We start from the raw sequence: 23,825 nt of genomic DNA, 5'->3' as shown, positions 1-23,825 counted from the left end.
CATGCCGGAGAAGATCGACTACGACGCGAAGATCCCGAACAACGTCGACCTGGCGGGCAACCGCCGCCTGCAGCGGGCGCTGGAGGGCTGGCAGCCGAAGTTCCTGCACTGGTGGGGCGAGATGGGACCCACCCTGGAGACCCACGGCGTCTACCTGCGCACCGCGGTCAGCGTCGGCCGCGAGGGCTGGGCGCACTTCGACCACGTCAACGTGCCCGACTACCGGTGGGGCATCTTCCTGGCCGAGCGCGACCCGGACCGGCGCATCGCCTTCGGCGAGCACCGCGGGGAGCCGGTGTGGCAGCAGGTGCCCGGCGAGTACCGGGCCGACCTGCAGCGGCTCATCGTCATCCAGGGCGACACCGAGCCGGCCTCCGTGGAGCAGCAGCGGCTGCTCGGGCTCAGCGCGCCGAGCCTGTACGACCTGCGCAACCTCTTCCAGGTCAACGTCGAGGAGGGCAGGCACCTGTGGGCGATGGTGTACCTGCTGCACGCCTACTTCGGCCGGGAGGGCCGGGAGGAGGCGGAGGCGCTGCTGTACCGCAACTCCGGCAGCCCCGACACGCCGCGCATCCTGGGCGCGTTCAACGAGGAGACCGCCGACTGGCTGGCCTTCTACATGTTCACCTACTTCACCGACCGTGACGGCAAGTACCAGCTGGGCACCCTCAAGGAGTCGGCGTTCGACCCGCTGTCGCGCACGTGCGAGTTCATGCTCAAGGAAGAGGCGCACCACATGTTCGTCGGCACCACCGGTGTCGACCGCGTCGTCACGCGCAGTGCCGAGCTGATCCGCGAGCACGACACCCTCGACATCGCCTCGCACGGCGGCATCCCGCTCGACATCATCCAGAAGTACATCAACTTCCACTACAGCGTCTCGCTGGATCTCTTCGGCAGCGAGACCTCCACCAACGCGGCCAACTACTACACCGCGGGTCTCAAGGGCCGCTGGCTGGAGCCGCGCCGCAAGGACGACCACCAGCTCACCGACGACAGCGTGGTGCTCGACAAGCCGCGCGAGGACGGCACCTGGACCCAGGAGGAGATCCAGACGATCCTCGCACTCAACCTCGACCTGCGCGAGGAGTACATCGCCGACTGCCGCACCGGGATCAAGCGCTGGAACAAGATCCTCGCCGAGAACGGCATCGACTTCCGGTTCAAGCTCCCGCACCCGGGCTTCAACCGGCAGGTCGGGATCAACTCCGGCCACCACATCACGCCGGACGGCACGATCGTCGACGAGGGGACGTGGCAGGCGGCCAGGGACCACTGGCTGCCCACCGCCGAGGACCTGACCTTCGTGCGTTCACTGATGAAACCGGTCTACGAACGTGGCAAGATCGCGAGCTGGGTGGCGCCCCCGGCCAACGGCATCAACGGAAAGCCGTTCGACTACGAATACGTCCACCTGAGCTGAGGCGGGGCCCAGAGCGCGGGAGATGAGGCCACATGACCGAGACGAGCCCCGGCGTCACGAGCGCGTCGAACATGTCGAGCACACAGCCGGCACCCGCTTTCAACGCGGCCGAGTACCTGGTCGGCCGGCACGTCGCCGCGGGGGACGGCGACCGCACCGCGGTGATCTCCAACAGCCGCACGGTGAGCTATGCAGACCTCGGCGCCGAGGTGCGCCGGGTCGCCGGTGGCCTGCGGGAGCTGGGTGTGCGCCCCGAGGAACGCGTGCTGATGTGCATGACCGACGAGGTCGAGCTGTTCACCGCGATCCTCGCGAGCATGTACCTGGGCGCGGTGGCCGTGCCGTGCTCGACGATGCTCACCGGCGGTGAGCTGGGCACCCTCGTCGCCGACTGCCGGGCCCGCGTGGTGCTGGGCTCCACGGAGTTCGCCGGTGCGGTGCGCACCGCGGTGGAGCGGGCGCCGGACGTCGAGCACGTGATACTCACCGACGACTGGGAGCGGCTGCGCGGCGCCGGCGAGGTCGCCGCGCCCTACCCGACGTGGGCCGACTCGCCTGTGCTGTGGCTCTACACCTCCGGCACCACGGGGACGCCGAAGGCGGCGATGCACCGGCACGCGGACATCCCGTTCGTGGCCGAGAACTACGGGCAGCGGGTCCTGGGCATCACGCGTGAGGACCGCTGCCTCTCGGTGGCCAAGCTGTTCTTCGCCTACGGCATCGGCAACTCCATGTTCTTCCCGCTCTCGGTCGGCGCCACGGCACTGCTGGAGGCCGCGCGCCCCACACCGCAGCTGATCGCCGAGCGCGCCACCGCGCAGCGCGCGACGCTGCTGTTCGGCACACCGAGTTTCTGGGGCCCGCTGCTGGCTGGCGCCGTCGCCGACGACGCGTTCGCGACCGTGCGGCTGGGTGTGTCGGCGGGGGAGGCGCTGCCCGCGCGGATGTATCACGGCATGCGCGAGTGGTTCGGCGTCGAGGTGCTCGACGGCATCGGCTCCACCGAGATGCTGCACATCTTCATGTCCAACCGGCCGGGCCGGGTGCGGCCCGCGTCGTCCGGCACACCGGTGCCCGGCTACGACGTGGAGATTCGCGACGAGCACGGCGCGGTGATCGAGGCCGCAGGGCAGCCGGGCGAGCTGTACGTGCGGGGGGAGAGCGCCGCGACCGGATACTGGTGCCGGGCGGAGGTGTCGCGCAGGGTGTTCCTGGGGGAGTGGATGCGCACCGGCGACACCTACGTGCGCAACGACGACGGCAGCTACTCGTGCCTCGGCCGGTTCAACGACATGCTCAAGGCGGGCGGCATCTGGGTCACGCCGAGCGAGGTGGAGGACCGGCTGCTGGAGCATCCGGACGTCGCCGAGGCGGTGGTGGTCGGCGTGCCCGACTCCGACGAGCTGGACAAGCCGGTGGCCTGCGTGGTGCCGGTGCCGGGCAGGTCCGTCGACGGCGCCGCGCTGATCCAGTGGTGCCGCGACGGGCTCGCCGCGTTCAAACGTCCCCGCGCGGTGGTGCAGCTGTCCGAGCTGCCGAAGACCGCCACCGGCAAGATCCGCCGCAACGTCCTCCGGGAGCTCGTGGCCGCTCCCGCCACGGAGCAGGCGGGCGAAGCGGCCGCCGAGCCCGCAGGGGCGCCATGATCGACGGCCGCACCGTCGTCGACGCGCACGTCCACGTGCCCAGGCTGCCGACGCTGAAACCGGCGTGGTCGGAGTGGGCCGAGCGCTTCTCCGGCCCGCACCCGTGGCGCACCGCCTACGACGAGCACGGCACGCCCGATCCGGCCCGGCTGGACGCGCTGTTCGAGGCGGAGGGCATCGACCGCGCGCTGCTGTTCTGCGAGTACAGCCCGCGGGCGACCGGCATCCAGCCGATCGAGGACAACCTGCCGATCGTGCGGTACAACTCCGAGCGGTTCCGGCTTGTCGCGAACGTGAACCCGCACCTGCACCACCCGCTGGGGGCCGAGGTGGAGCGTCAGCTGGACCTGGGAGCGGTGGCGCTGAAGCTGCACCCGGTGCACGGTGCGTTCTCGCCCGCGGACCGGGAGCTCTACGCCGCCTACCGGGTGTGCGAGGAGCGCGGCGTCCCGGTGATTCTGCATTCCGGGACGAGTACCTTCCCGGGTTCGCGCACGAGCTTCGGCAATCCGGAGCTGCTCAGCGACGTCGTCGAGGACTTTCCCGCGGTGCCGTTCGTGTTCGCGCACGGCGGGCGGGGCTGGTGGTACGACGTGGCGGCGTTCCTCGCGCTCGCCCGTGACAACGTGTGGCTCGACCTGGCCGGCCTGCCGCCGAAGAAGCTGCCGGAGTACTACGCCCGGTTCGACTTCGCCAAGCTGGCCGCGAGATGCGTTTTCGGTACCGACTGGCCGGGCGTGCCAGGCGCGGCCCGCAACGTGCGGGCGCTGGCAGGGCTCGGGCTGCCGGAGGGCGTCCTGCGCGACGTCCTCGCCGGCAACGCCACCAAACTCTACGGCCCCTTCTGATCGTGTCCGCGTGCCGTGCACACGTATCGGCGTCCTGTGCGCAAGCGGTGTCCATGGAGCGCGGCCGCGCGCGCACAGAGTGCGGACACGCGTGCGGGAGGCGCGGACACGGTCAGGCGGCGGCTTCGTTGTCCAGGCGCTCGTCCCAGCGCCGCTGGGCGGCGGGCCGCCATTCGACGTGCTTGCGGTGGAACAGCTCCGCGGCCTTGGCTCCGCTCCAGTTCTCCGGCAGCAGGCACGCGGGCAGTTGCGGGTCGAGGAACGGGAACCGCCGCCACTCGTGCACCAGCCGGGTCTGCGCGTCCAGCACGGCGTCGCCACCGCTCGGCTCCAGCCCGCCGAACTCGTCGATGAACTCCTCGTAGCGGGCCTCCAGCTCCCGCAGGTCCCATGCCCGCGTGACCATCGTGCCCTGCTCGCCCACGGCACCGTAGGCGCCGACGAACGACATCGCGTCGCGCAGGTCGAGCGCCTCGACGACGGCCAGCGCCTCGGACTCGCGGGCGGCGTGCGGGGTGATCCACACGCCGGGTTCCGGGGACCCGAAACCGGCCCACGTCAGCTTCGTGCGGAGCTGGTGGCGCAGGTCGCGCTTGGACTCGGGAACGGAGACCAGCAGGATCACCCACCGCCCGTCCCACGGCTGCTCGGTGCTGCCGAACTCGTAGATCCGCCGGGCACCCTCGGTGAGCAGGCTCCGGCCGGGTGCCGTCAGCGACCACCGCACCCGCCTGCCGACCCGCTCGGACTCCAGCCAGCCCTCGGCCGCGGTGCGCGCGAGCGCCTGCCGGGCCGACTTCTCCTCGACGTCGAAGGTGGCGAGCGCGTCGACCAGCACGGACGTCCACACCGGACGGTCCCGCGGCAGGACGAACTCGCCCAGCAGCGTCATCAGCAGCGATCGGGCGCTCATGTGGCTGACCTCGCGGCGCCTGCTGACCACCGGCCGGGTGTGCCTGCCTGCGGCGGATCCCATCGCCGTCACCACTCTCGTCGCTGGTCGTGCATCCGACGAGGGTAGCGAGCCGGTCAGCCCCCGCTGCCGTACGGGCGGGTCAGGATCTCCAGGTTGTGGCCGTCCGGATCCTCGAAGTACACGCCGCGGCCACCGTCGTTGGTATTGATCTCGCCGGGTCGCTGGTGACCCGGATCGGCCCAGTACCGTACGTCCCGCTGCCGGATCCGGTCGAAGATCTCGTCGAACTCGTCCTCGCCGACCAGGAACGCCAGGTGCGTCGAGGTCACGGAGTCCGCGTCGAGGTAGTCGAGCGTGACATCGTTGTCAACCCGCACGGCGAGGAACGGTCCGAACGGCTCGGGCGGTGCGAGCCCGAGGATGTCGGTCAGGAAGTTCGCGGCGACCTTCTTGTCCCGCGCCGCGACGATGGTGTGGTTGAGCTGAACTGGCATACCCCGAAGCTAAAACTTCTAGTTAGGTCGAAGTCAAGGCCGACCAGGCGCGCACGGACCGCACCAGGGCGTCCGTCCACGTCGCGAGCACGGTCTCGCCCTCCCCGGCCGAGGCGCCTGCCGGGTCACCGAGCACCCCGTTCGGGCTGACCGCGCGGACGCCGTCGCGCGTCAGACGGCCGAGCAGCTCCGGCAGCGGCTCGGTACGGCCGCGTTCGGCCAGTGCGAGCCGGACGTCGCCAGGGCGCAGCCGGAGCACGGCCGAGGTCTCCGTGCGCCCGGCGTGGGAGTCGTCGGCCCGCCCGGAGGGCAGCCACGCCAGCACCCGCCTGCCCTCGGCGCGCAGCAGCCGCACCGCCCCGCGCAGCGGCTCCGCGTTCCCGCCATGGCCGCTGACCAGCACTACCCCGGCGAAGTGGTCGGCCGAGCGCACCAGTTCCACCAGCGCGAGCTCGAGCGCCTCCCGGCCGATCGACAGCGTGCCCGGGAAGCCCGCGTGCTCGCCGCTGGAGCCGTATGGCAGTGCGGGCGCCACGAGCACGTCCGGCACGCGCTCGGCGAGCCTGCGGCACAGCTCGGCCGCCACGGCGGTGTCGGTGTCCAGCGGCAGGTGCGGGCCGTGCTGTTCGGTCGCGCCGAGCGGGACGGCGAGCAGGGCGCCGTCGCCGACCTCGGGCCAGCGCAGCCCGCCGAGCCAGGTCATCGCAGCGACCCCTCGGTGAACCGGGGCAGCAGCGGCGCGAGCGTGCGGTGCCGCGCGCAGCCCGCCCACACCCCGGCGCCGTAGGCGAGGTCGTCGGCGATCCGCAGCGCCGCCCACGCCGGGCCGTGCCGGGCGGACTCGGCCAGGCACGGCAGCAGGCTCGCCAGCAGCACGCGCCTGCCCCGCCGGCTGAGCAGCGCCGTGGGCCACCACGCGCGGCGGGTGGCTTCGGCGAGCAGCCGCCCCGCGCCGAGGTGCCCGAGACCGGCCAGCCGCAGCGACTCGGCCGCGGGCACTCCCCGGCCGGGCAGCTTGCGGGGGAGCAGCGCCGTGCTCCCGGCCGCGAGGCCGAGCGCCACCAACGGGTGCCCGGCGGCGAGCAGCGCCCACGACGCCGCGCTCCACGCCGAAAGGCGCGCGCAGCTAAGCTGCCCGGGATGCCGCGCCGACAGCGGGGCCGCCGAGGTGCCGTACTCGAACCGCTGCCGCAGCCACGGCCACAGGTGCGGGCGGGGAAGGTGCCGTACGACGGCGGCGGGCTGGTAGCGGACGCCGCCGTGCTCCAGCAGCCGCCACACCAGGTCCACGTCCTCCCCGAAGCGCAGCGCCGGGTCGAAGCCGCCCACGGCGGCCAGCGCGGTGCGGCGGACGAGCAGCGCGGCACTCGGCACGTAGCTCACCCGGCTCATCGGCCGCACTGGCGCGGCCCGCGGCCCCAGGTCGAGGCTGGACCGGTCGGCCTCGTAACCGGCGAGGGCGCCGGGGCCGGGCGTGCTGCGGATGCGGGGCGCCACCGCGAGCACCCGGGAATCGCTGAACTGGGGCAGCAGCGCCGCGTCCAGCCAGCCGGGCTCGGGAACGGTGTCGGAGTCGAGGAAGGCCACGATCTCGGTGGCCGCGAGCCGCCAGCCCGCGTTGCGCGCCGCCGCCGGTCCCTCGGGGCGCTCGTGCCGCACGCGGGCGCCGGGCAGCGGCTCCGCGGAACCGTCGTCCACGACGATCCGCTCGGTGATCTCCGGGGTCGCCGCGAGCAGCCTGGCGAGGCCGCCCGCGTTGTCCCTGACCGGCACCACGAGCGTCACGTCGGCCGCGCCGAGCCCGGCGGGCGGCTCGGGGTGCAGCAGACCGGCGTCGACAAGGCGCCGGGCGAGCGTCCGCTCCCGCTCGTCGGCGCGGAGTGGCTCGCCCGCCACCCAGCGGTCGAGCAGCCGCGTGCCGCCCGGCCCGAGCCGCAGCAGCCGCAGCGGCGATCCGCCGATCAGCAGGCCGCCCCTGCGGCGCACCGAGTCGTCCAGCCTCAGCCGCGTGCCCGGCCTCATCCCGCGAAACCGCCGTCCGCGTGCAGGACGGTGCCGGTGATCGCGGAGGACTCCGGCGAGCACAGGAAGCACACGGCGGCCGCCACCTCGTCCGGCTCCAGCAGCCGGTCCACGAGCTGGTGCCGGGCGAACTCCCGGATGTCGGCGAGGTCGTAGAGCCGGGCCGTGGCGGTGAGCATGTCGGTGCGGGTCGATCCGGGTGAGACCGCGGTGGCGCAGACACCGGTGCCGCGCAGGTCGGTGGCCAGCCCGCGGATCAGCCCGGCCACGGCGTGCTTGGCGGCGTTGTACCCAGCAAGGTGCCACAGCCCGTGGTGCGCGGCGGCCGACGCGAGCGCGACGAAGCGGCCCTCGCGTGGCTCGGGGCGGCGCAGCAGCGCGGGCACCGCGGCGCGCGCCAGGTTGGCGACGCCGTGCACGCCGACGTCGAACAGCGCGTCCCACTCGGTGTCGTCGCTCTCCCACAGCGGCCGCCCGCCCGCCATCAGGGCCGCCCCGGCCACGGCGGCGTCGAGCCCGCCGAAGCGTTCCTCGGCGGTGGCGACGGCGTCGCGCAGCGCCGGGAGGTCCTGCACGTCGGCGACCACGTCGACCACCGTGCCGGGGTGCTCGGCGGCGAGCGCGGCGAGTTCGCCGCGGGTGCCCAGCGGATAGGGCACGCGGGGATCGTCGGCGCAGCGGTCCACGGCCACCACCCGCCAGCCCGAGGCCGCGAGGCGGCGGACGACCGCGGCGCCGATCCCGCGGGCCGCTCCCGTGACCACGGCGGTCCTCGCGTCGCTCATGGCAGGTAGCCCCGGTCGCGCAGGAACGCGAGCAACTCGTCGGCGGCCTCCGCCGGGTCCTCGGTGACGACCACGCGGGGCGGCTCCCGTTCCTCGTGGGCGCCGGTGAGCCGGAGCAGCCGCAGCCGCGGATCGTCGCCCTGCGGCGCAGGCAGCTCCTTCGCCCTCGGCCGGTACGGGCGGGCAGCGCGCACGGACGGCGGCTCGGCACCGGTCTGCCCGGAGGCGACCGGGATCGCCGGGATCGCCGGGATCACGGCCTCGCGGGCGCGCAGCGTCCCCGGCAGCCCGGCCCGGCGCAGCCGCACCCCGGCCGGTTCCACCGAGCACACCGCGGGCACCGGGATCGCGAGCCGCTCCCTGCGGCCCCGGTCGAGCCTGCGCAGCCCGGCCAGCCGCCCGTCCACGAGGGACAGCTCGACCAGCCCGAGTGCCTGTGCGCAGCCGAGCTCGGCGGCCAGGAAGGCCGGGGTGGCGCCGGTGCCGCGGTCGGCGGAGTGGTCGCCGGTGAGCAGCAGGCCGGGATCGCCCAGCTCGGCGCGGATCGACCTGGCGAGTGCCCTTGCGGTGGCCGCGCCGGAGTCCGGCAGCCGCGGGTCCTCGGGCGCCACGTCGACCCGCAGTACCTCGTCCGCGCCGCAGGCGAGCGCGTCGCGCAGCATCTCCTCGGCCGGTGGCGGGGCGAGCGTCACGGCGGCGCAGCGGGCACCGGTGGCTCCGGCGATCCGCAGGCCGTGCTCCAGCGCGCACCGGTCGGCCTCGCCGGGGCCCGCGCCACGCGGGTCGGTGCCGACCTCGCCGGTGAGCGGGTCGACGCGGGCGCGAGCGTCGGCCCAGCGCAGGGCGACGACCACCAGCGGGTCGGCAAGGTCTCCCAGGTCAGCCATGGCGGAACACCACGCCCTGCCCGCCGTCCGGGTAGCTCCAGCTGATCGCGTTGCCGCCGTCGCACACCAGGTAGCAGGTGCCGCATTCGAAGCACTGCTCGTAGTTGAACAGGATGCCGCCGTCGTCGGTGGGCACGAACAGCTTCGCCGGGCACGCGTGCACGCACGCCTTCGTGGTGCACGAGCGGCAGACGTCGGTGTCCACCACGATGTGCGCGTTCCCGGCGACCCGGAAGTCCACCTGGGACATCCGGTCCTCGAACGCGATGTCGCCGTATCGCTGGGTCATGGCCACCTCACCTCATCCGAACGAGCGTAGGCCGGTGAGCGCGTCGCGGGCCAGCTCGCGCATCCGCACCCCGTTGTGCCTCGCCGCGCGCCGCAGCAGCCTGCGCAGGCCCGGCTTGGGGCGGGGGTTGTCCACGGTGAACATGCCCTCGGCGAGGTCGCACACCAGTCCCGGGTAACGGTGCTGCACGCGCTCGGACAGCACCAGCCCGGGTGCGTCGCGCAGCTTCTTGTGGTCGGCCAGCACGAACGACTTCTCCAGCAGCCTCCGGTACTCGCCGAGCACCGCCGGACCACCCGAGCGCAGCCCGTTCGCCGCGGCCCGGCCCGCGTACATGCCCGAGCCGAGCGCGAAGTTCACGCCCTCCAGCCAGATCCCCGCCGCCAGGCACATCGCCGCGGAGTCGCCGGCCAGCAGCAGCCCGTTCCCGCCGAGCCGGGGCATCGACCGGTAGCCGCCCTCGGGAATGAGGTGCGCCGAGTACTCCACCACCTCCGCGCCGCGCACCAGCGGCCGCACCGAGGGATGCTGTTTGAGCTCGGCCAGGATCTCCTCCGGGCGCAGCCCGGCCTTCGCCAGTCCCGGCAGGCCGAGCACGAGCCCGACGCTCACGGTGTCCCGGTTGGTGTAGAGGAAGCCCCCGCCCGGCACGCCGCTCGTGCCGCCGAGGATCTCGATGTCCACGCCGTCGGTGCCGGTGACGCCGAACCGCTCTTCGATCGTCTCCCGGGGCAGCGCCAGGGTCTCCTTGACGCCGAGCGTGGTGTGCGCGGCCTGCTCGTCCGGGTGGAGACCGGCCTGCTTGCCGAGGAAGGAGTTCACGCCGTCGCAGGCGATCACCACCCGTGCGGTGAGGTCGCCGTCCGGCCGGTCCGTGCGCACGCCCACGACCTGCCCGTCCGCGGTGCGCAGCAGCGCGGTGGCCACCGTGGACGGCACCAGCACGGCGCCCGCCGCCCGCGCGTGCCCGGCGAGCCAGCTGTCGAACTCCGCGCGGTAGGTCGTCGCCCCGTTGTACGGCGCCCGGCCCCAGTTCTGGCTGCGGAAGTCGACCGTGAGCGAGCGGTCGCCGGACAGCAGCATCGTCTGCCGCCGGGTGATCCAGCGCTGCACCGGCATCCGCTCGTACCAGTCCGGGATCAGCTCGTCGAGGATCCGGCCGTAGACGACGCCGCCGTAGACGTTCTTCGAGCCGGGGAACGGCCCGCGCTCCACCAGCGCCACCGAGTGCCCTGCCCTGGCCAGCTCCAGCGCGGCCGCGGAACCCGCGGGTCCCGCGCCGACCACGACGGCGTCGAAGTCGGCCGCCTCCGGTCGCCGCACCGTGACGGCCTCGGCCGCGGGGCCTGCCCGGTCACGCATCGGTACCCTCCGTGAGTCGGCGGGCCAGTTCCCGCACCAGTGCCTGCGCGTCGGTGACGAGCCCGAGGTCGGCCAGGGTGGTCATCGGTGAGCTGGCGTCGGTGTTCACCGACACGACGTGCCGGGGCGCGCCGAGGCCGCCCGTGTGCTGTGCCGCGCCGGAGACGCCGAAAGCCACGTACAGCTCCGGGTCGACCACCACGCCGGTGGTGCCGATCTGCCGTTCGTAGGGTGCCCAGCCCGCGTCGGTCACCACCCTGGTCGCGCCGACCGAGGCGCCGAGGGCGGCCGCGACCCTGCCGAGCAGGGCCACCGACTCGGGGCCGGACAGCTCGCCCCTCGCCAGCCCGGCGCCCGCACCGAGTATGCGGGGTGCCTCGGCGAGGTCCGCGGTCTCCGGGTCGGGCTCAAGCACCTCCAGCACCTCGGCGTCCCGCCGCCCCACCGCCGCGAAGTCCACGGTGGACAGTTCCGGGGTGCCGTCGAACGGCACGCAGCCGCGCACACCGGGCACCAGGGTGGCGACGAACGGGTGCGGCGTCTCCACGGTCACCGCCAGCCGGGCGTCCCAGCGCGCCAGCTCGGCACAGCGCTCGCCGACCCGCACGGCCCCGGCGAGCAAAGGGCGGTCCAGCTCGGCGGCGAGCCGGGGCGCGAGGTCCCTGCCGTCGGCCGAGGCGGGCAGCACGATGCGCGGTACGTCCCGCAGGAGCGGGGCGAAGGCGCGGGCCCAGGTCCCCGGGGCGAACGCACCGGCCTCGGCGCACCACCCGCGGCGCAGCGGCGGCAACCGCGTGGCCGCGTCGGCGCAGCCGGTGCCCGCGAGCAGCGCCGCGCCCCCGGCCTCGGCGATCGCCTCGTCCCCGCCGAGCGGCGGTACGCCGTCGCGGATCACCAGCACGGCGAGGGAGTCCGTGTGCACGGTGTGCTGAGTGGTCATATCCCTGCCGCCACCCGGTGCCCCTCGATCACGGCGGCATGCGCGCGCCGCGGTGCCACGCAGTCACCGACCCGGTGCACCTCGAACCCGGCCGCCCCGGACAGCTCGTGCCACAGCTCGTCCTCCGGTTCCTGGTGCGTCGCGCACACCACCCAGTCGCACGGCACCTCGGTGGTCGACCCGGTGGTGTGCGTCAGCATCTGCAGCCGCACACCACCGGTGCTGCCGTCGGCGGTGGCGCCGAGCACGACCTCGTCGGTGGTCTGTGTGATGCCCTTCGCCGCCGCCCGCACGTTGAACGTCTCCAGGTCCAACGTCACGCCGAGGTCCTGGCCCACGACCATGCCGGACGTGGAGATCCGGACCGTGCAGCCCCGGTCGGCGAGCAGTTCCGCGACCGAGGTGGCCTGGTGGAAGCCGAGATCGTCGACCACGACCACGTCGCCCTCCGGCGCCGCGCGGCCCTCCAGCACGTCGCGCACGTCGACCACCCGGTCCAGCTCGCCCTTCCAGTACGGCGGCTGCGGGCGGGCGCCGGTCGCGAGCACCACCACCTCCGGGCGCAGCGCCCGGACCTCCCCGGCGGTGGCGCCGAGGCCGGTCCGCACGTCCACGCCGTGGCGGCGGCACTCGGCCAGCGAGTTGCGCACGACGTCGAGGAACTCCGCCCGGCTCGGCACGCTCGCCGCCACGCTCACCTGGCCACCGGTGGACTGCCGCCGTTCGAGCAGCGTCACCTCGTGCCCGCGCTCGGCGGCCGTCGCCGCGGCCTGCAACCCGGCAGGCCCGCCGCCGACGACCACCACCCGGCGGCCGCGCCGGACCGGCATCGGCAGTGGCACGCTCTCCCTGCCGGTGCGCGGGTTCTCGATGCAGCCGAGCCAGCGGTTGAGGCCCATCCGGCCGACGCACTCCTGGTTGCACGAAAGGCACGTGCGGATGTCGGTGGCGTGCCCGGCGCGGGCCTTCCCCACGAAGTCGGCGTCGGCGATCTGCCCGCGGACCACTCCGATGAGGTCGGCATGGCCCTCGGCGAGCGCGCGGTCGGCCTGCACCGGGTCCTTGAACCGGCCGACGCCGACCACCGGCAGCTCCACCGCCTTACGGATGGCGCTCGGAATGAACATCGCGTAGCCCGGCGGGACGCTCATCGATGCCTCGATCATGTAGAGCGTCGAAGTGGCCACGCCGATCGAGGTGTTGATGTAGTCCACCTTGCCGGTCGCCTCGACCCGGCGTGCGACCTCGACCGCCTCGTCGATCGTGGTGCCGCCCTCGATCAGCTCGTCGCCGCAGAGCCGCACCCCCAGTGCCAGATCCGGCCCGATGGCCTCACGCACGGCGTCCACCAGCCGCAGCAGCAGCCGGGCCCGGTTGGCGAGCGTTCCGCCGTAGTCGTCGGTGCGCACGTTGGTGGCGGGGGAGAGGAAGCCGCGCACGATCGAGGAGTGCGAGCACTGCAGCTCCACGCCGTCGAAGCCACCGGCCCGGCAGTGGCCGGCGACCGTGGCGTAACCGGCGACGATCTCGTCGATCTCCGCGATCGTCACGGCCTTCGGCACCTCGCGGAACATCGGGTCGGGCACCGGCGAGGGCGCCCACACCGGCAGCCGCGAGTACATGCTGGACGCCTGCCCGCCGTTGTGGTTGAGCTGCGCGAAGATCGGCACCCCGTGTGCGTGCACCGCGTCGGTGATCCGCCGGTAGCCGGGCACGACCTCGGGATGGAAGCCGTGGATCAGCTTCTCGTACGGCCAGTCCGTCGGGTGGGTCGAGTGCTCCTCGGTGATGATCAGCCCGGCGCCGCCCGCCGCGCGGGCCGCGTAGTACGCCGCGTGCTGCTCGCTCGGCAGCCCGTCGGCCGCGTAGTTGGTGAGGTGCGCCGAGAACACCACGCGGTTGGCCAGCGTCACCGGCCCGATCCGCAGCGGGCGGAACAGGTACCGGTACCGGCCGGTTGCGGTCACAGCGCCACTCCCGTCGTGGCTCGTGAGTGTTCACCCGAGTTAGAACGCCGGTGAGCACTCACGAGCGCCAGCGCGGCACGGCGGCCTTCCAGCACCGCCTCGTGCACGGTGCGGGGTGCCACCCGGTCCCCGGCCACCCTGGCGTGCCCCGGCACCGGCGCCGGATCGGGCAGCCGGTGTCCGCAGTGGACGAGCGTCGCGGAGTCGAGCTCGGTGGGCGTGCCGGTGAAGGCGTCGGTCACCAGTACGTGCCCGGGGTGCACTGCCCGCAGGACGCTGCGCTTGGCAAGCCGCACGCCCGCCCGCTGCAGGCGCGCGTTGGCGTCGGCGAGGTCGCCGGTCAGCGCGAGCTGGGTGCCCACCACCTGGTCCTGGGTCACGATCGTGGTCGCCCGCCCCGCGGCCGCGAGCAGCTCGGCCACGCCGACGCCGACCGCGTCGCCCACCGGGTCGTAGACGGTCACCGGCCCCTCCGGCGGCGTCCCGGGCGCGCGGAGCAGGTCCGCGACGTCGAGCACCCGCGCGTCCCCGTGCACGGTGTACGGCAGCGGGCCGGGAACGGAGCCGGTCGCCACGATCACCTCGCCCGCCAGGCCGGTGAGGTTCGCCTCCGCACCGGTGGCGACCTCGACGCCGAGCCGGTGCACCTCGGCGGCCAGCCATCCGGCGAGCGCGCCCAGCCGCGCCCGGCCGGGCAGCCGGGCGGCCAGGGCGAGCATCCCGCCCAGCTCCGCCTCCCGCTCGACCAGCCGCACGCGGTGGCCGCGCAGCGCGAGCACCCGCGCGGCCTCCAGCCCGGCGGGGCCGCCGCCCACCACGAGCACCGGACGGGACGTGCCGGTGCCTGCGGTCGCCGCGACGTCCTCCGGCGCGGGATCGGTGGTCTCGTGCCCGCTGCGGGGTTCGCCGATGCAGCTCACCACGGGGTTGCGGTTGTCGCGCACGCGGCACCTCTGGTTGGTCAGCGTGCACGGCCGCACGCGCTCCGCCTGCCCCGCGCGCACCTTGCGCACCAGCTCCGGGTCGGCGATCTGCGCGCGGGTCATCTCCACCAGGTCGGCGGCGCCGTCGGTGAGTGCCCGCTCCGCCTGCCCGGGGTCGACCACCGAGCCCTGCAACGCCACCGCCGCGGCGCCGTCGACGGCAGCCCGCATCTGCCTGCACAGCTCCAGGTTGAAGCCCGGTTCGGTGTGCGAGTCGGGTCTGGTGGCCGAGGTGCCCATCGCCGAACCGCGCACGACGGCGAGGTAGTCCACCGCGCCCGCCAGGTCGCTCGCGATGCCGGCGGCGTGCTCCGGCGTGACACCCGCCCACGGCGCCAGCTCGTCGCAGGAGAGCCGCAGGCCGAGCACCCGGCCCGCGCCGATCCGAGCGCGGACCGCGGCCAGCACCTCGCGCAGCAGCAGCGTCCTGCCGTGGCCGCCGTAGCCGTCGCCGCGCTGGTTGGTCAGGCCGGAGAGGAACTGCCGCAGCAGCGAGTGCTGGCCGGCGTCGACCTCGACGCCGTCCAGCCCGGTGTCCACGGTCAGCTCGGCGGCCACGGTGAACCCCGCGACGACCGCCCGGATCTCGGCGGTCTCCATCTCCATCGGCAGCTCGCGGCTCGCCACGTCCGGCACCCGCGACGGCGCCCACAGCGGCCGCTGCGAGAACGCCGACGAGCCCTGGGAACCGGCATGGCCGAGGCTCGCGAGCACCAGCGTCCCGTGTGGACGGCATGCGCCCAGCACGCCGGCCCAGCCGGGTCCGCACTCGGCGGCCAGCGGGGCACGCTCGTAGGGCCAGTCGGACTCGTGCACGCTCGCGGTCTCGGTGACCACGATGCCCGCGCCGCCGGCCGCGCGCCGTGCGTAGTAGGCGACGTGGGCGTCGGAGAGCGCCCGGCCACGGCCGAGGTTCGTCTCGTGTGGACCGAAGAGGACACGGGACGGTGCGGTCCGGCCGGCCAGCTCGGCCGGTTCGGTGAGCTTCATGGCTGAAAGCCCGCCAGCGGGCTCGTGTCGCAGGCGCGGTCGGGGATGCGCTCGGGTTCCGGTGGGCCCCAGCCGATGCCCACGGCCACCGGGCGCTTGCGCGGCGCCACGGTCCGGGAGTGGTCCTTGTCCGGGCGCGGCTTCTCCGTGCCCGCGCCGACGGCGGCCAGCGCCCGCTCGCCGTTGCCCTTCACGCACTCCGGGTCCGGGCCGTCGAGTGGAAGGCCGGTGAAGAACTTCGCCGCCATGCAACCGCCCTGGCACGAGTCGTAGGCGGAGCAGGACGTGCACGAGCCTCCGGTCTGCGGTGTGCGCAGCCGTTCGAACAGGTCGGACTCCCGCCACACGGAGGTGAACCCGCCGGTGTCGCGGACGTTGCCCGCGAGGAACTCGTCGTGGATGGCGAACGGGCAGGCGTAGACGTCGCCGACCGGGTCGATCAGGCACACCACCCGGCCGGCGCCGCACAGGTTCAGGCCGGGCAGCGGCGTGGAGCCGAGCGCGTTGAGGTGGAAGAAGGAGTCGCCGGTGAGGACGTTCTCGCCCTTGTCGAGCAGCCATTCGTAGAGGGTGAGTTGCTGCTCGGCGGTGGGGTGCAGCTCGTCCCACACGTCGGCGCCGCGGCCGGAAGGGCGCAGCCGGGTGATGCGCAGCTGGGCGCCGTAGTGGTCGGCGATGCGCTTGAAGTCGTCGAGCTGCCCGACGTTCTGCCGGGTCAGCACCACGCTGATCTTGAAGTCGCGGAACCCGGCCTCGCGCAGGTTCTCCATCGCGCCGATCACGGTGTCGAACGAACCGGGCCCGCGAACGTGGTCGTTGACCTCCGCGGTGGCGCCGTCCAGGGAGAGCTGCACGTCGACGTAGTCGGTGCTCGCCAGCCAGCGGGCCCGCTCCGGGGTGATGCGCACGCCGTTGGTGGAGAACTTCACGCCAACCTGGTGGTCCACGGCGTAGGAGACGAGCTCCCAGAAGTCCGGGCGGACCGTGGGTTCGCCGCCGCCGATGTTGACGTAGAAGACCTGCAGGCGCTGCAGCTCGTCGATCACCGCCTTGCATTCCGCTGTGGACAGTTCGCGGGGGTCGCGGCGGCCGGAGGAGGAAAGGCAGTGCACGCAGGACAGGTTGCAGGCGTACGTCAGCTCCCAGGTGAGGCAGATGGGAGCGTCCAGCCCGCGCTGGAAGTGCTCGACGAGTTTCATGGGACTCCTGGAGAGGTCAGCGGGCCTCGATGGTTCCCGCGGAGAGCAGCCCGGCGAGGGCGTCGAGATAGCGCTCGCGCTCGCCGTCCGGCACGTCGGCCGAGACGAGCGCGGATCGCGCGTCAGGCTGTTTTTCCAGTGCGCGAACGACTTCGACGAGCGTGCGGGTCTTCAGGAAGGAGAGCTTCCTGGTCGTGAAGTCGTAGGCGAGGGCACCGAACGGTTCCGGTCGCAGCGCGATGTTCGGGCTCAGCCGGTAGGGCCGGTCGGCGTCGAATGCCGCGTCAGTAGACACCGCACATACCGTCGATCGAGACTTCCTCGACGAGCAGATCCTCTTCGACGGTAACTTCGGTGGTTTCGGACTCGTTCATGGGACGCTAACTCCTCGTTGAGTTGGGTGACCGCGTTGGGTGACCGTGTTGGTGTGACCGTGGACACGAGATTAATGGCACTGGGTGTCAAATGGAAGGGCTCATGGCTGAAGAGTCAGCAGAGTCAGCGGAGTCAGCAGAGTCAGCGAAGTCAGCAGAACCGTCCGCTCGGCCAGGTAGGCGCCGCTCGACCAGCCAGCACGAGCTGGAGAAGGTGGCCTTCGAGCTGTTCGGGCGGGAGGGGTTCGACGCGACCACCGTCGACGAGATCGCGCGCGGCGCGGGCATCGGCAGGCGCACGTTCTTCCGCTACTTCGACTCCAAGAACGACGTCGTGTGGGGCAGCTTCGGCGAGCAGCTCGAACGGATGCGTGAGCAGTTCCGGCGCTGCCCGCCCGACCAGCCGCTGATGGACGCCGTGCGCACGGTGGTGGTCGAGTTCAACCGGGTCGATCCCGCCGAGGTGCCGTGGCATCGCAGGCGCATGGAGCTGATCCTGCGGGTACCCGCGCTGCAGGCGCACTCGACGCTGCGCTACGCCGACTGGCGGGCCGTGGTGGCCGGCTTCGCGGCCGAGCGGCTCGGTTCCAGCCCGGACGCGCTCGTGCCGCAGGCGCTGGCCTACTCGACCCTCGGCGTGGCGCTGGCGGCCTACGAGCACTGGCTGAGCAGGCCGGGCGCCGAACTGTGCGACGTCCTCGACGCCGCGCTCGCCGAGCTCGCCAACGGCTTCACCACCACCTGAGCCCGCCCCCGCCTCGTGAGTGGCTACCCGAGTTCTAACTCGCGTAGCCACTCACGAGGCCGGCGTGCGGTCAGGACGGCGGGGTCAGCTTGACGATCTCCGCACTCGCCTCGCCCTGGGGCGTGCGGTAGGTGAACTTCTCGCCTTCCTCGTGCTCGGCGATCGCGCGGCCCAGCGGGCTGTCCGCGGTCAGCGTGGACAGGCCGTCCTCGGCCTCCTCGGCGATGCCGATGACGAGCATCTCCTCGACGTCGCCGTCCTCGAAGCGCAGCGTGACCTTCGTGCCCGGTGGCAGCGCCGACTCCGACTCGGCGACCGGGCCGCCGGTGAGCAGGTCCTGGATCTCGCTGATCCGCCGGTCGATCCACGATGTGCTCTCCGCCCGCTCCAGCAGGTCGGCCTGGTCGGCGCTGTCCCCGAGCGGGTCCTCGCCGAGCCGCGGAGCCAGCGCCTCGCGCTGTTCACGTAACTGTTCGAGCTCACGCTCCAGCCGCTCGCGGGCGGCCGGGCTCAGGCCAGGCGTCGACGTCATCGTTCCATTGTCGGTGCTGACGCCCGGCCTCGCCACGTGCCGCCACGCCGCCGGTCAGCGGTTGTAGCCCGCCTTGCGGAGCGCCTCCGCCATCGCTCCGCCCGCGGGTGCGGCCCGCTCGCCGCCCTGCCTGCCCTTGCGCTGACCACCGCCGGAGCGCCCGCCCCGGTCACCGCGGCCCCGGCCGCCCGGTCCGCCGCCGGAGGCACGCTGCTCCCCGCCGCCCGGTTTCGCCTCGTCGTCGAGCCGCAGGGTGAGCGAGATCCGCTTGCGGGCGATGTCGACGTCGAGCACCTTCACGTGCACGACGTCCCCCGGCTTGACCACCTCGCGCGGGTCCTTGACGAAGTTGTGCGACATCGCCGACACGTGCACGAGGCCGTCCTGGTGGACGCCGACGTCGACGAACGCGCCGAACGCGGCGACGTTGGTGACCACACCTTCGAGCCGCATGCCCGGCTTCAGGTCGGCCATCGTCTCCACGCCCTCGGCGAACGTCGCCGTCTTGAACTCCGGGCGCGGGTCGCGGCCCGGCTTCTCCAGCTCGGCGAGGATGTCGGTCACCGTGGGCAGCCCGAACGTGTCGTCCACGAAGCGTTCCGGCCGCAGCGACCGCAGCGTGCGGGTGTCGCCGATCAGCTCGCGCAGGCCGGTGCCCGCCGAGTCGAGGATGCGCCGCACGACGGGATAGGCCTCGGGGTGCACGCTGGAGGCGTCCAGCGGGTCGTCGCCGTCCGGGATGCGCAGGAAACCGGCACACTGCTCGAACGCCTTCGGGCCAAGCCGCGCGACCTCCTTCAGTGCCGTGCGCGAGCGGAACGGCCCGTTGGCGTCGCGGTGCTGGACGATGTTCTCGGCGAGTCCGGAGCCGATGCCCGACACGCGCGTGAGCAGCGGGGCCGACGCGGTGTTGACGTCCACCCCGACGCCGTTCACGCAGTCCTCCACCACCGCGTCCAGCGAGCGCGAGAGCTTGAGCTCGGACAGGTCGTGCTGGTATTGGCCGACGCCGATCGACTTCGGCTCGATCTTCACCAGCTCGGCCAGCGGGTCCTGCAGCCGCCGCGCGATCGAGACCGCACCGCGCAGCGACACGTCGAGCTCCGGCAGCTCCTGGCTGGCGTAGGCCGACGCCGAGTACACCGACGCGCCCGCCTCCGACACGACGACCTTCGTCAGCTTCAGCTCCGGGCTCAGCTTCACGAGCTCGCCGGCCAGCTTGTCGGTCTCCCGCGAGGCGGTGCCGTTGCCGATCGCGACCAGCTGCACCGCATGCTCCCGCGCGAGCCTCTCCAGCTTGACCAGCGCCTCGTTCCACTGACCCTGCGGCTTGTGCGGGTAGATCGTGTCGGTGGCCACCACCTTGCCGGTGGCGTCGACCACGGCGACCTTCACGCCCGTCCGGTAGCCGGGGTCGAGGCCCATCGTCGGCCGGGTGCCCGCGGGTGCGGCCAGCAGCAGGTCGCGCAGGTTGGCCGCGAAAACCCGCACGGCCTCGTCCTCGGCCGCCTGCCGCAGCCGCATGCGCAGGTCGATCCCCAGGTGCAGGAGGATCTTGGTGCGCCACGCCCAGCGCACGGTGTCGGTGAGCCACTTGTCGGCGGGCCTGCCGCGGTCGGCGATGCCGTAGCGCTCGGCGATCCGCGTCTCGTAGTCGCTCGGCCCGGTCTGCGGCTCGGCGCCGGGTGCGGCGGGCTCGTCGGGCTCCGTGTTCAGGTCGAGGATCTCCTCCTTCTCCCCGCGGAACATCGCCAGGACGCGGTGCGAGGGGAGCTTGGTGAATGGCTCGGCGAAGTCGAAGTAGTCGGAGAACTTGGCGCCGTCGGCTTCCTTGCCCTCCCGCACCTTCGAGGACAGCCTGCCCCGCGACCACATCCGCTCGCGCAGCTCACCGATGAGGTCGGCGTCCTCGGCGAAGCGCTCGACCAGGATGGCCCGCGCGCCGTCCAGCGCGGCGGCGGCGTCGGCCACGCCCTTGTCGGCGTCCACGAACAGGGCCGCCGCGGCCTGCGGATCCTTCGCCGGGTCCCCGAGCAGCCCGTCGGCGAGCGGTTCGAGCCCGGCCTCCCTGGCGATCTGCGCCTTCGTGCGCCGCTTCGGCTTGTAGGGCAGGTAGATGTCCTCGAGGCGGGCCTTCGTCTCCGCCGCCTCGATCCGGGCCTTCAGCTCGTCGTCGAGCTTGCCCTGCTCGCGGATCGAGTCGAGGATCGCCGCGCGCCGCTCCTCCAGCTCACGCAGGTAGCGCAGCCGCTCCTCGAGGGTGCGTAGCTGCGCGTCGTCGAGCGTGCCGGTGACCTCCTTGCGGTAGCGGGCGATGAACGGCACGGTCGAGCCGCCGTCGAGCAGGTCCACCGCGGCCTGCACCTGTCCAGGGCGGACGCCCAGCTCGTCGGCGATTTTCTGGGGAATCGACACCTTGTCAGCCACGACGGGCATTGTGCCCTGTTGCGCGTAAGGCATCATCAGGCCATGGCCGAACACGACGTGAAACCGCGCAGCCGGGAAGTAACCGACGGGATCGAACGGACCGCCGCGCGCGGCATGCTCCGGGCGATCGGGATGGGGGACGAGGACTTCGCCAAGCCGCAGATCGGCATCGCGTCGTCGTGGAACGAGATCACCCCGTGCAACCTCTCCCTGCAACGCCTGGCCGAGGCCAGCAAGCAGGGCGTGCACGGTGGCGGTGGGTTCCCCATGGAGTTCGGCACCATCTCGGTGTCCGACGGCATCTCGATGGGCCACGAGGGCATGCACTTCTCGCTGGTGTCGCGTGAGGTCATCGCCGACTCGGTGGAGACGGTGATGGAGGCCGAGCGGCTGGACGGAACGGTGCTGCTGGCCGGCTGCGACAAGAGCCTGCCGGGCATGCTGATGGCGGCGGCGCGGCTCGACGTGGCGGCCGTGTTCCTCTACGCGGGCTCGATCCTGCCCGGCAATGTCGACGGCCGCGAGGTGACGATCATCGACGCGTTCGAGGCCGTGGGCGCGTGCGCGCGGGGGCTCATCTCGCGCGAGGAGGTGGACAAGATCGAGCGCGCCATCTGCCCAGGTGAGGGCGCGTGCGGCGGCATGTACACCGCCAACACGATGGCCTGCGCGGCGGAGGCACTGGGCATGTCGCTGCCCGGCTCGGCGAGCCCGCCGTCGGTGGACCGGCGCCGCGACCGGTTCGCCCGTGCCAGCGGCGAGGCCGTGGTGGCGATGCTCGGCATGGGGCTCACCGCCCGCGACGTCCTCACGAAGGAGGCCTTCGAGAACGCGATCGCCGTGGTGATGGCGCTCGGCGGCTCCACGAACGCCGTGCTGCACCTGCTCGCCATCGCCCACGAGGCCGAGGTGGAGCTCACGCTCGACGACTTCTCCCGCATCGGCGCGCGGGTGCCGCACCTGGCCGACGTCAAGCCCTTCGGCAGGCACGTGATGACGGCCGTCGACCGGGTCGGCGGCGTCCCCGTGGTGATGAAGGCCCTGCTCGACGCCGGCCTGCTGCACGGCGACTGCATGACGGTGACCGGGAAGACGCTGGCGGAGAACCTCGCGGAGCTGGCACCCCCCGAGCTCGACGGCGAGGTGATCCGCAGGCTCGCCGAGCCGATCCACCCGACCGGTGGCCTGACGATCCTGCACGGCAGCCTCGCTCCCGAGGGCGCGGTGGTGAAGAGCGCCGGGTTCGACACGGCCCGCTTCGAGGGCACGGCGCGGGTCTTCGACGGCGAGCAGGCCGCGATGGACGCGCTCGGCGAGCTGGTGCCCGGTGACGTCGTGGTGATCCGCTACGAGGGGCCGCGCGGCGGGCCGGGCATGCGCGAGATGCTCGCGGTGACCGGCGCGATCAAGGGTGCGGGCCTCGGCAAGGACGTGCTGCTGCTCACCGACGGCCGTTTCTCCGGCGGCACCACCGGACTGTGCATCGGCCACGTCGCGCCGGAGGCCGCGCACGGCGGGCCGATCGCCTTCGTCCGTGACGGCGACCCGATCGTGCTGGACATGGACAAGCAGACGCTCGACCTGGTCGTCGACGAGGCGGAGCTGGCGCGAAGGCAGGAGGGCTGGCGGCTGCCCGAGGTGCCGCGGCGCACCGGGGTGCTCGCCAAGTACGCGAAACTGGTCGGTTCGGCGGCGAAGGGAGCGGTCTGCTCGTGAGTGGCACGGCACTGGTGACCGGAGGCACCGGCGGTCTGGGCGCCGCGGTGACGCGAACCCTGCTCGACGAGGGCTGGCGGGTCGTCGTGCCGTGGATCGACGAGGCCGAACGCGAGCGTCTCGCGCCGGTCGAAGGGCTCGAACTGGTGGCGGCCGACCTGTTCGAGCCCGGCGAGGCCGGCAGGGTCGCCGAGCTGGCGGCCGGCGACCCGGACGCGCCGCTGCGGGCGGTCGTGAACCTCGTCGGCGGGTTCGGCATGGGGCCCAAGGTGCACGAGGTGCCGGTGGAGGAGTTCGAGCGGCAGCTGCGGCTCAACCTCCGGCCCACCTACCTCACGTCGCAGGCGGCGATCCCGCACCTGATCGACGCGGGCGGGGGCGCGATCGTGTGCATGTCGAGCCGCGCGGCGGCGCATCCGTTCCCCGGCGCCTCGGGCTACGTGACATCGAAGTCGGCCGTGCTCGGGCTCGTCGGGGCGATGGCCGCGGAATACAAGCGGGACGGGATCCGCGTGAACGCCGTGCTGCCGAGCATCATCGACACGCCGGGCAACCGGGAGGCCATGCCGGACTCCGATCGCAGCGGCTGGGTGTCTCCGGAGGAGATCGCGAAGGTGATCGCGTTCCTCTGCGGCGACGGCTCCGGCGTGGTCAGCGGCGCACACGTCCCGGTCTACGGCGTCGGCTCGTGAGTGCGCACGCGAGTTCTAACTCGCGTGCGCACTCACGAGGGCAGCGCCGGGAGGCCGTCGATGCTGCGGGCGTTCTTGGTGGCCCAGTACTCGGCGAGGTCGTCGTCGCCGCGGCGCGCGTTTCGCCGGGTCAGCAGGTCCCGGTCACCCTGGTGCTCCATGAGCGGGAGCGCGAACCCGCACGAGTCGCTCACCCGGTCCACCCGCACGTCGACGATCGCCCGCAGGCCACGGTCCGGCTCGCCGGGGAAGTAGCCGAGCAGCTCCTCGGCCTCCCCGGTGCCCGCCACGACCACGCGGCCGCGGCCGTGCAGTCGCACGATGTTCGGCGGGCCGGTGAACGCGCAGAACATCAGCACGATCCGCCCGTTCTCCCGTAGGTGCGCGAGGGTCTCCGCGCCGCTGCCCGTGTAGTCGAGGTAGGCCACCCGGTGTTCGCCGAGCACCGCGAACGTGCCCTTCATGCCCTTCGGCGAGACGTTCACGTGCCCGTCCGCCGACAGCGGTGCCGTGCCCACGAAGAACATCGGCGCCGCGAGGAGGAACGCGCGCATGCGCTCTTCGATGCCCTCGTGCAGCTTCACCGGC

At 73.0% G+C, this 23,825-nt stretch carries 23 protein-coding genes; 6 read left to right on the top strand and 17 right to left on the bottom strand.

The genetic code is table 11. From position 1 onward, the window contains the following. Position 1 precedes the first annotated feature (1 nt). The 3 genes from boxB to JAP66_RS05765 are packed head-to-tail and all read left to right on the top strand — an operon-like array spanning position 2 to position 3,917. Positions 2–1,423: a benzoyl-CoA 2,3-epoxidase subunit BoxB gene (boxB, locus tag JAP66_RS05775; protein ID WP_199430497.1), complete on the top strand. Its 1,422-nt coding sequence runs from the start codon at positions 2–4 to the stop codon at positions 1,421–1,423. Between the two features lie 32 nt (positions 1,424–1,455). Next, complete coding sequence (locus tag JAP66_RS05770) at positions 1,456–3,069, top strand: benzoate-CoA ligase family protein (RefSeq protein ID WP_199430496.1); 1,614 nt, start codon at positions 1,456–1,458, stop codon at positions 3,067–3,069. Beyond that, positions 3,066–3,917, top strand: coding sequence for an amidohydrolase family protein (locus JAP66_RS05765; protein WP_199430495.1), 852 nt, complete (start codon positions 3,066–3,068; stop codon positions 3,915–3,917). The genes JAP66_RS05770 and JAP66_RS05765 overlap by 4 nt, the downstream gene beginning before the upstream one ends. A 112-nt stretch (positions 3,918–4,029) precedes the next feature. On the opposite strand, the gene JAP66_RS05760 is transcribed toward JAP66_RS05765, so the two are convergent. Genes JAP66_RS05760 through mftA form a run of 14 tightly spaced genes read right to left on the bottom strand, consistent with a single transcriptional unit; the run spans position 4,030 to position 17,125 of the window. Continuing rightward, entirely contained in the window at positions 4,030–4,893 is an 864-nt protein-coding gene (locus JAP66_RS05760) for a PaaX family transcriptional regulator (RefSeq protein WP_199430494.1), read from the bottom strand. A 53-nt stretch (positions 4,894–4,946) separates the two neighbouring features. Further along, a complete protein-coding gene (locus JAP66_RS05755) occupies positions 4,947–5,327 on the bottom strand; it encodes a VOC family protein (RefSeq protein WP_199430493.1) in 381 nt (126 codons plus the stop codon). 22 nt (positions 5,328–5,349) lie between these two features. Beyond that, on the bottom strand, positions 5,350–6,030 hold the full coding sequence (gene mftE, locus JAP66_RS05750; protein ID WP_199430492.1) for a mycofactocin biosynthesis peptidyl-dipeptidase MftE: 681 nt from the start codon (positions 6,028–6,030) through the stop codon (positions 5,350–5,352). Further along, complete coding sequence (gene mftF / locus JAP66_RS05745) at positions 6,027–7,349, bottom strand: mycofactocin biosynthesis glycosyltransferase MftF (RefSeq protein ID WP_199430491.1); 1,323 nt, start codon at positions 7,347–7,349, stop codon at positions 6,027–6,029. The genes mftE and mftF overlap by 4 nt, the downstream gene beginning before the upstream one ends. Then, positions 7,346–8,134 carry a mycofactocin-coupled SDR family oxidoreductase gene (locus JAP66_RS05740; RefSeq protein WP_199430490.1) on the bottom strand — a complete coding sequence of 263 codons (789 nt, stop codon included), beginning with the start codon at positions 8,132–8,134 and terminating at the stop codon, positions 7,346–7,348. The genes mftF and JAP66_RS05740 overlap by 4 nt, the downstream gene beginning before the upstream one ends. Further along, positions 8,131–9,021, bottom strand: a complete 891-nt coding sequence (locus tag JAP66_RS05735) for a mycofactocin-associated electron transfer flavoprotein beta subunit (protein ID WP_199430489.1) — start codon at positions 9,019–9,021, stop codon at positions 8,131–8,133. Before JAP66_RS05735 ends, JAP66_RS05740 begins: the two co-directional genes overlap by 4 nt. After that, entirely contained in the window at positions 9,014–9,310 is a 297-nt protein-coding gene (locus JAP66_RS05730; protein WP_199430488.1) for a ferredoxin family protein, read from the bottom strand. The genes JAP66_RS05735 and JAP66_RS05730 overlap by 8 nt, the downstream gene beginning before the upstream one ends. A 12-nt stretch (positions 9,311–9,322) precedes the next feature. Continuing rightward, a complete protein-coding gene (locus JAP66_RS05725; RefSeq protein ID WP_199430487.1) occupies positions 9,323–10,672 on the bottom strand; it encodes an FAD-dependent oxidoreductase in 1,350 nt (449 codons plus the stop codon). Continuing rightward, entirely contained in the window at positions 10,665–11,612 is a 948-nt protein-coding gene (locus JAP66_RS05720) for a mycofactocin-associated electron transfer flavoprotein alpha subunit (protein WP_199430486.1), read from the bottom strand. Before JAP66_RS05720 ends, JAP66_RS05725 begins: the two co-directional genes overlap by 8 nt. Beyond that, the gene (locus JAP66_RS05715; RefSeq protein ID WP_199430485.1) at positions 11,609–13,579 is read right to left on the bottom strand and encodes a mycofactocin system FadH/OYE family oxidoreductase 2; all 1,971 of its coding nucleotides are present in this window, start codon (positions 13,577–13,579) and stop codon (positions 11,609–11,611) included. Before JAP66_RS05715 ends, JAP66_RS05720 begins: the two co-directional genes overlap by 4 nt. Continuing rightward, positions 13,576–15,552: a mycofactocin system FadH/OYE family oxidoreductase 1 gene (locus JAP66_RS05710; RefSeq protein ID WP_199430484.1), complete on the bottom strand. Its 1,977-nt coding sequence runs from the start codon at positions 15,550–15,552 to the stop codon at positions 13,576–13,578. The genes JAP66_RS05715 and JAP66_RS05710 overlap by 4 nt, the downstream gene beginning before the upstream one ends. Continuing rightward, a complete protein-coding gene (gene mftC / locus JAP66_RS05705) occupies positions 15,549–16,751 on the bottom strand; it encodes a mycofactocin radical SAM maturase (protein ID WP_199430483.1) in 1,203 nt (400 codons plus the stop codon). The genes JAP66_RS05710 and mftC overlap by 4 nt, the downstream gene beginning before the upstream one ends. A gap of 16 nt (positions 16,752–16,767) precedes the next feature. Beyond that, a complete protein-coding gene (gene mftB / locus JAP66_RS05700) occupies positions 16,768–17,046 on the bottom strand; it encodes a mycofactocin biosynthesis chaperone MftB (protein WP_199430482.1) in 279 nt (92 codons plus the stop codon). Next, on the bottom strand, positions 17,036–17,125 hold the full coding sequence (gene mftA, locus JAP66_RS05695; protein ID WP_199430481.1) for a mycofactocin precursor MftA: 90 nt from the start codon (positions 17,123–17,125) through the stop codon (positions 17,036–17,038). Before mftA ends, mftB begins: the two co-directional genes overlap by 11 nt. Before the next feature lie 103 nt (positions 17,126–17,228). Between mftA and mftR the strand changes: the two genes are divergently transcribed. Next, positions 17,229–17,870, top strand: a complete 642-nt coding sequence (gene mftR / locus JAP66_RS05690) for a mycofactocin system transcriptional regulator MftR (protein WP_199430480.1) — start codon at positions 17,229–17,231, stop codon at positions 17,868–17,870. A 70-nt stretch (positions 17,871–17,940) separates the two neighbouring features. Here mftR and JAP66_RS05685 read toward each other — a convergent pair whose 3' ends face one another. Continuing rightward, on the bottom strand, positions 17,941–18,402 hold the full coding sequence (locus tag JAP66_RS05685) for a GreA/GreB family elongation factor (protein WP_199430479.1): 462 nt from the start codon (positions 18,400–18,402) through the stop codon (positions 17,941–17,943). A gap of 54 nt (positions 18,403–18,456) precedes the next feature. Continuing rightward, positions 18,457–20,838: a Tex family protein gene (locus JAP66_RS05680; RefSeq protein WP_199430478.1), complete on the bottom strand. Its 2,382-nt coding sequence runs from the start codon at positions 20,836–20,838 to the stop codon at positions 18,457–18,459. A 33-nt stretch (positions 20,839–20,871) separates the two neighbouring features. On the opposite strand from JAP66_RS05680, the gene ilvD reads away from it, so the two are divergent. Both ilvD and JAP66_RS05670 read left to right on the top strand, forming a co-directional pair. Further along, entirely contained in the window at positions 20,872–22,545 is a 1,674-nt protein-coding gene (gene ilvD / locus JAP66_RS05675) for a dihydroxy-acid dehydratase (RefSeq protein ID WP_199430477.1), read from the top strand. After that, positions 22,542–23,237, top strand: coding sequence for an SDR family NAD(P)-dependent oxidoreductase (locus tag JAP66_RS05670; RefSeq protein WP_307849447.1), 696 nt, complete (start codon positions 22,542–22,544; stop codon positions 23,235–23,237). The genes ilvD and JAP66_RS05670 overlap by 4 nt, the downstream gene beginning before the upstream one ends. Positions 23,238–23,269: 32 nt before the next feature. Here JAP66_RS05670 and JAP66_RS05665 read toward each other — a convergent pair whose 3' ends face one another. Beyond that, entirely contained in the window at positions 23,270–23,821 is a 552-nt protein-coding gene (locus tag JAP66_RS05665) for a pyridoxamine 5'-phosphate oxidase family protein (protein WP_199430476.1), read from the bottom strand. Positions 23,822–23,825 lie beyond the last annotated feature (4 nt).

Source organism: Qaidamihabitans albus, assembly GCF_016464705.1.
GTDB classification, from domain to species: Bacteria; Actinomycetota; Actinomycetes; order Mycobacteriales; family Pseudonocardiaceae; genus Qaidamihabitans; species Qaidamihabitans albus.
The sequence above is the reverse complement of the archived record's forward strand: the minus strand, read 5'-3'. Positions and strand labels throughout refer to the sequence as shown.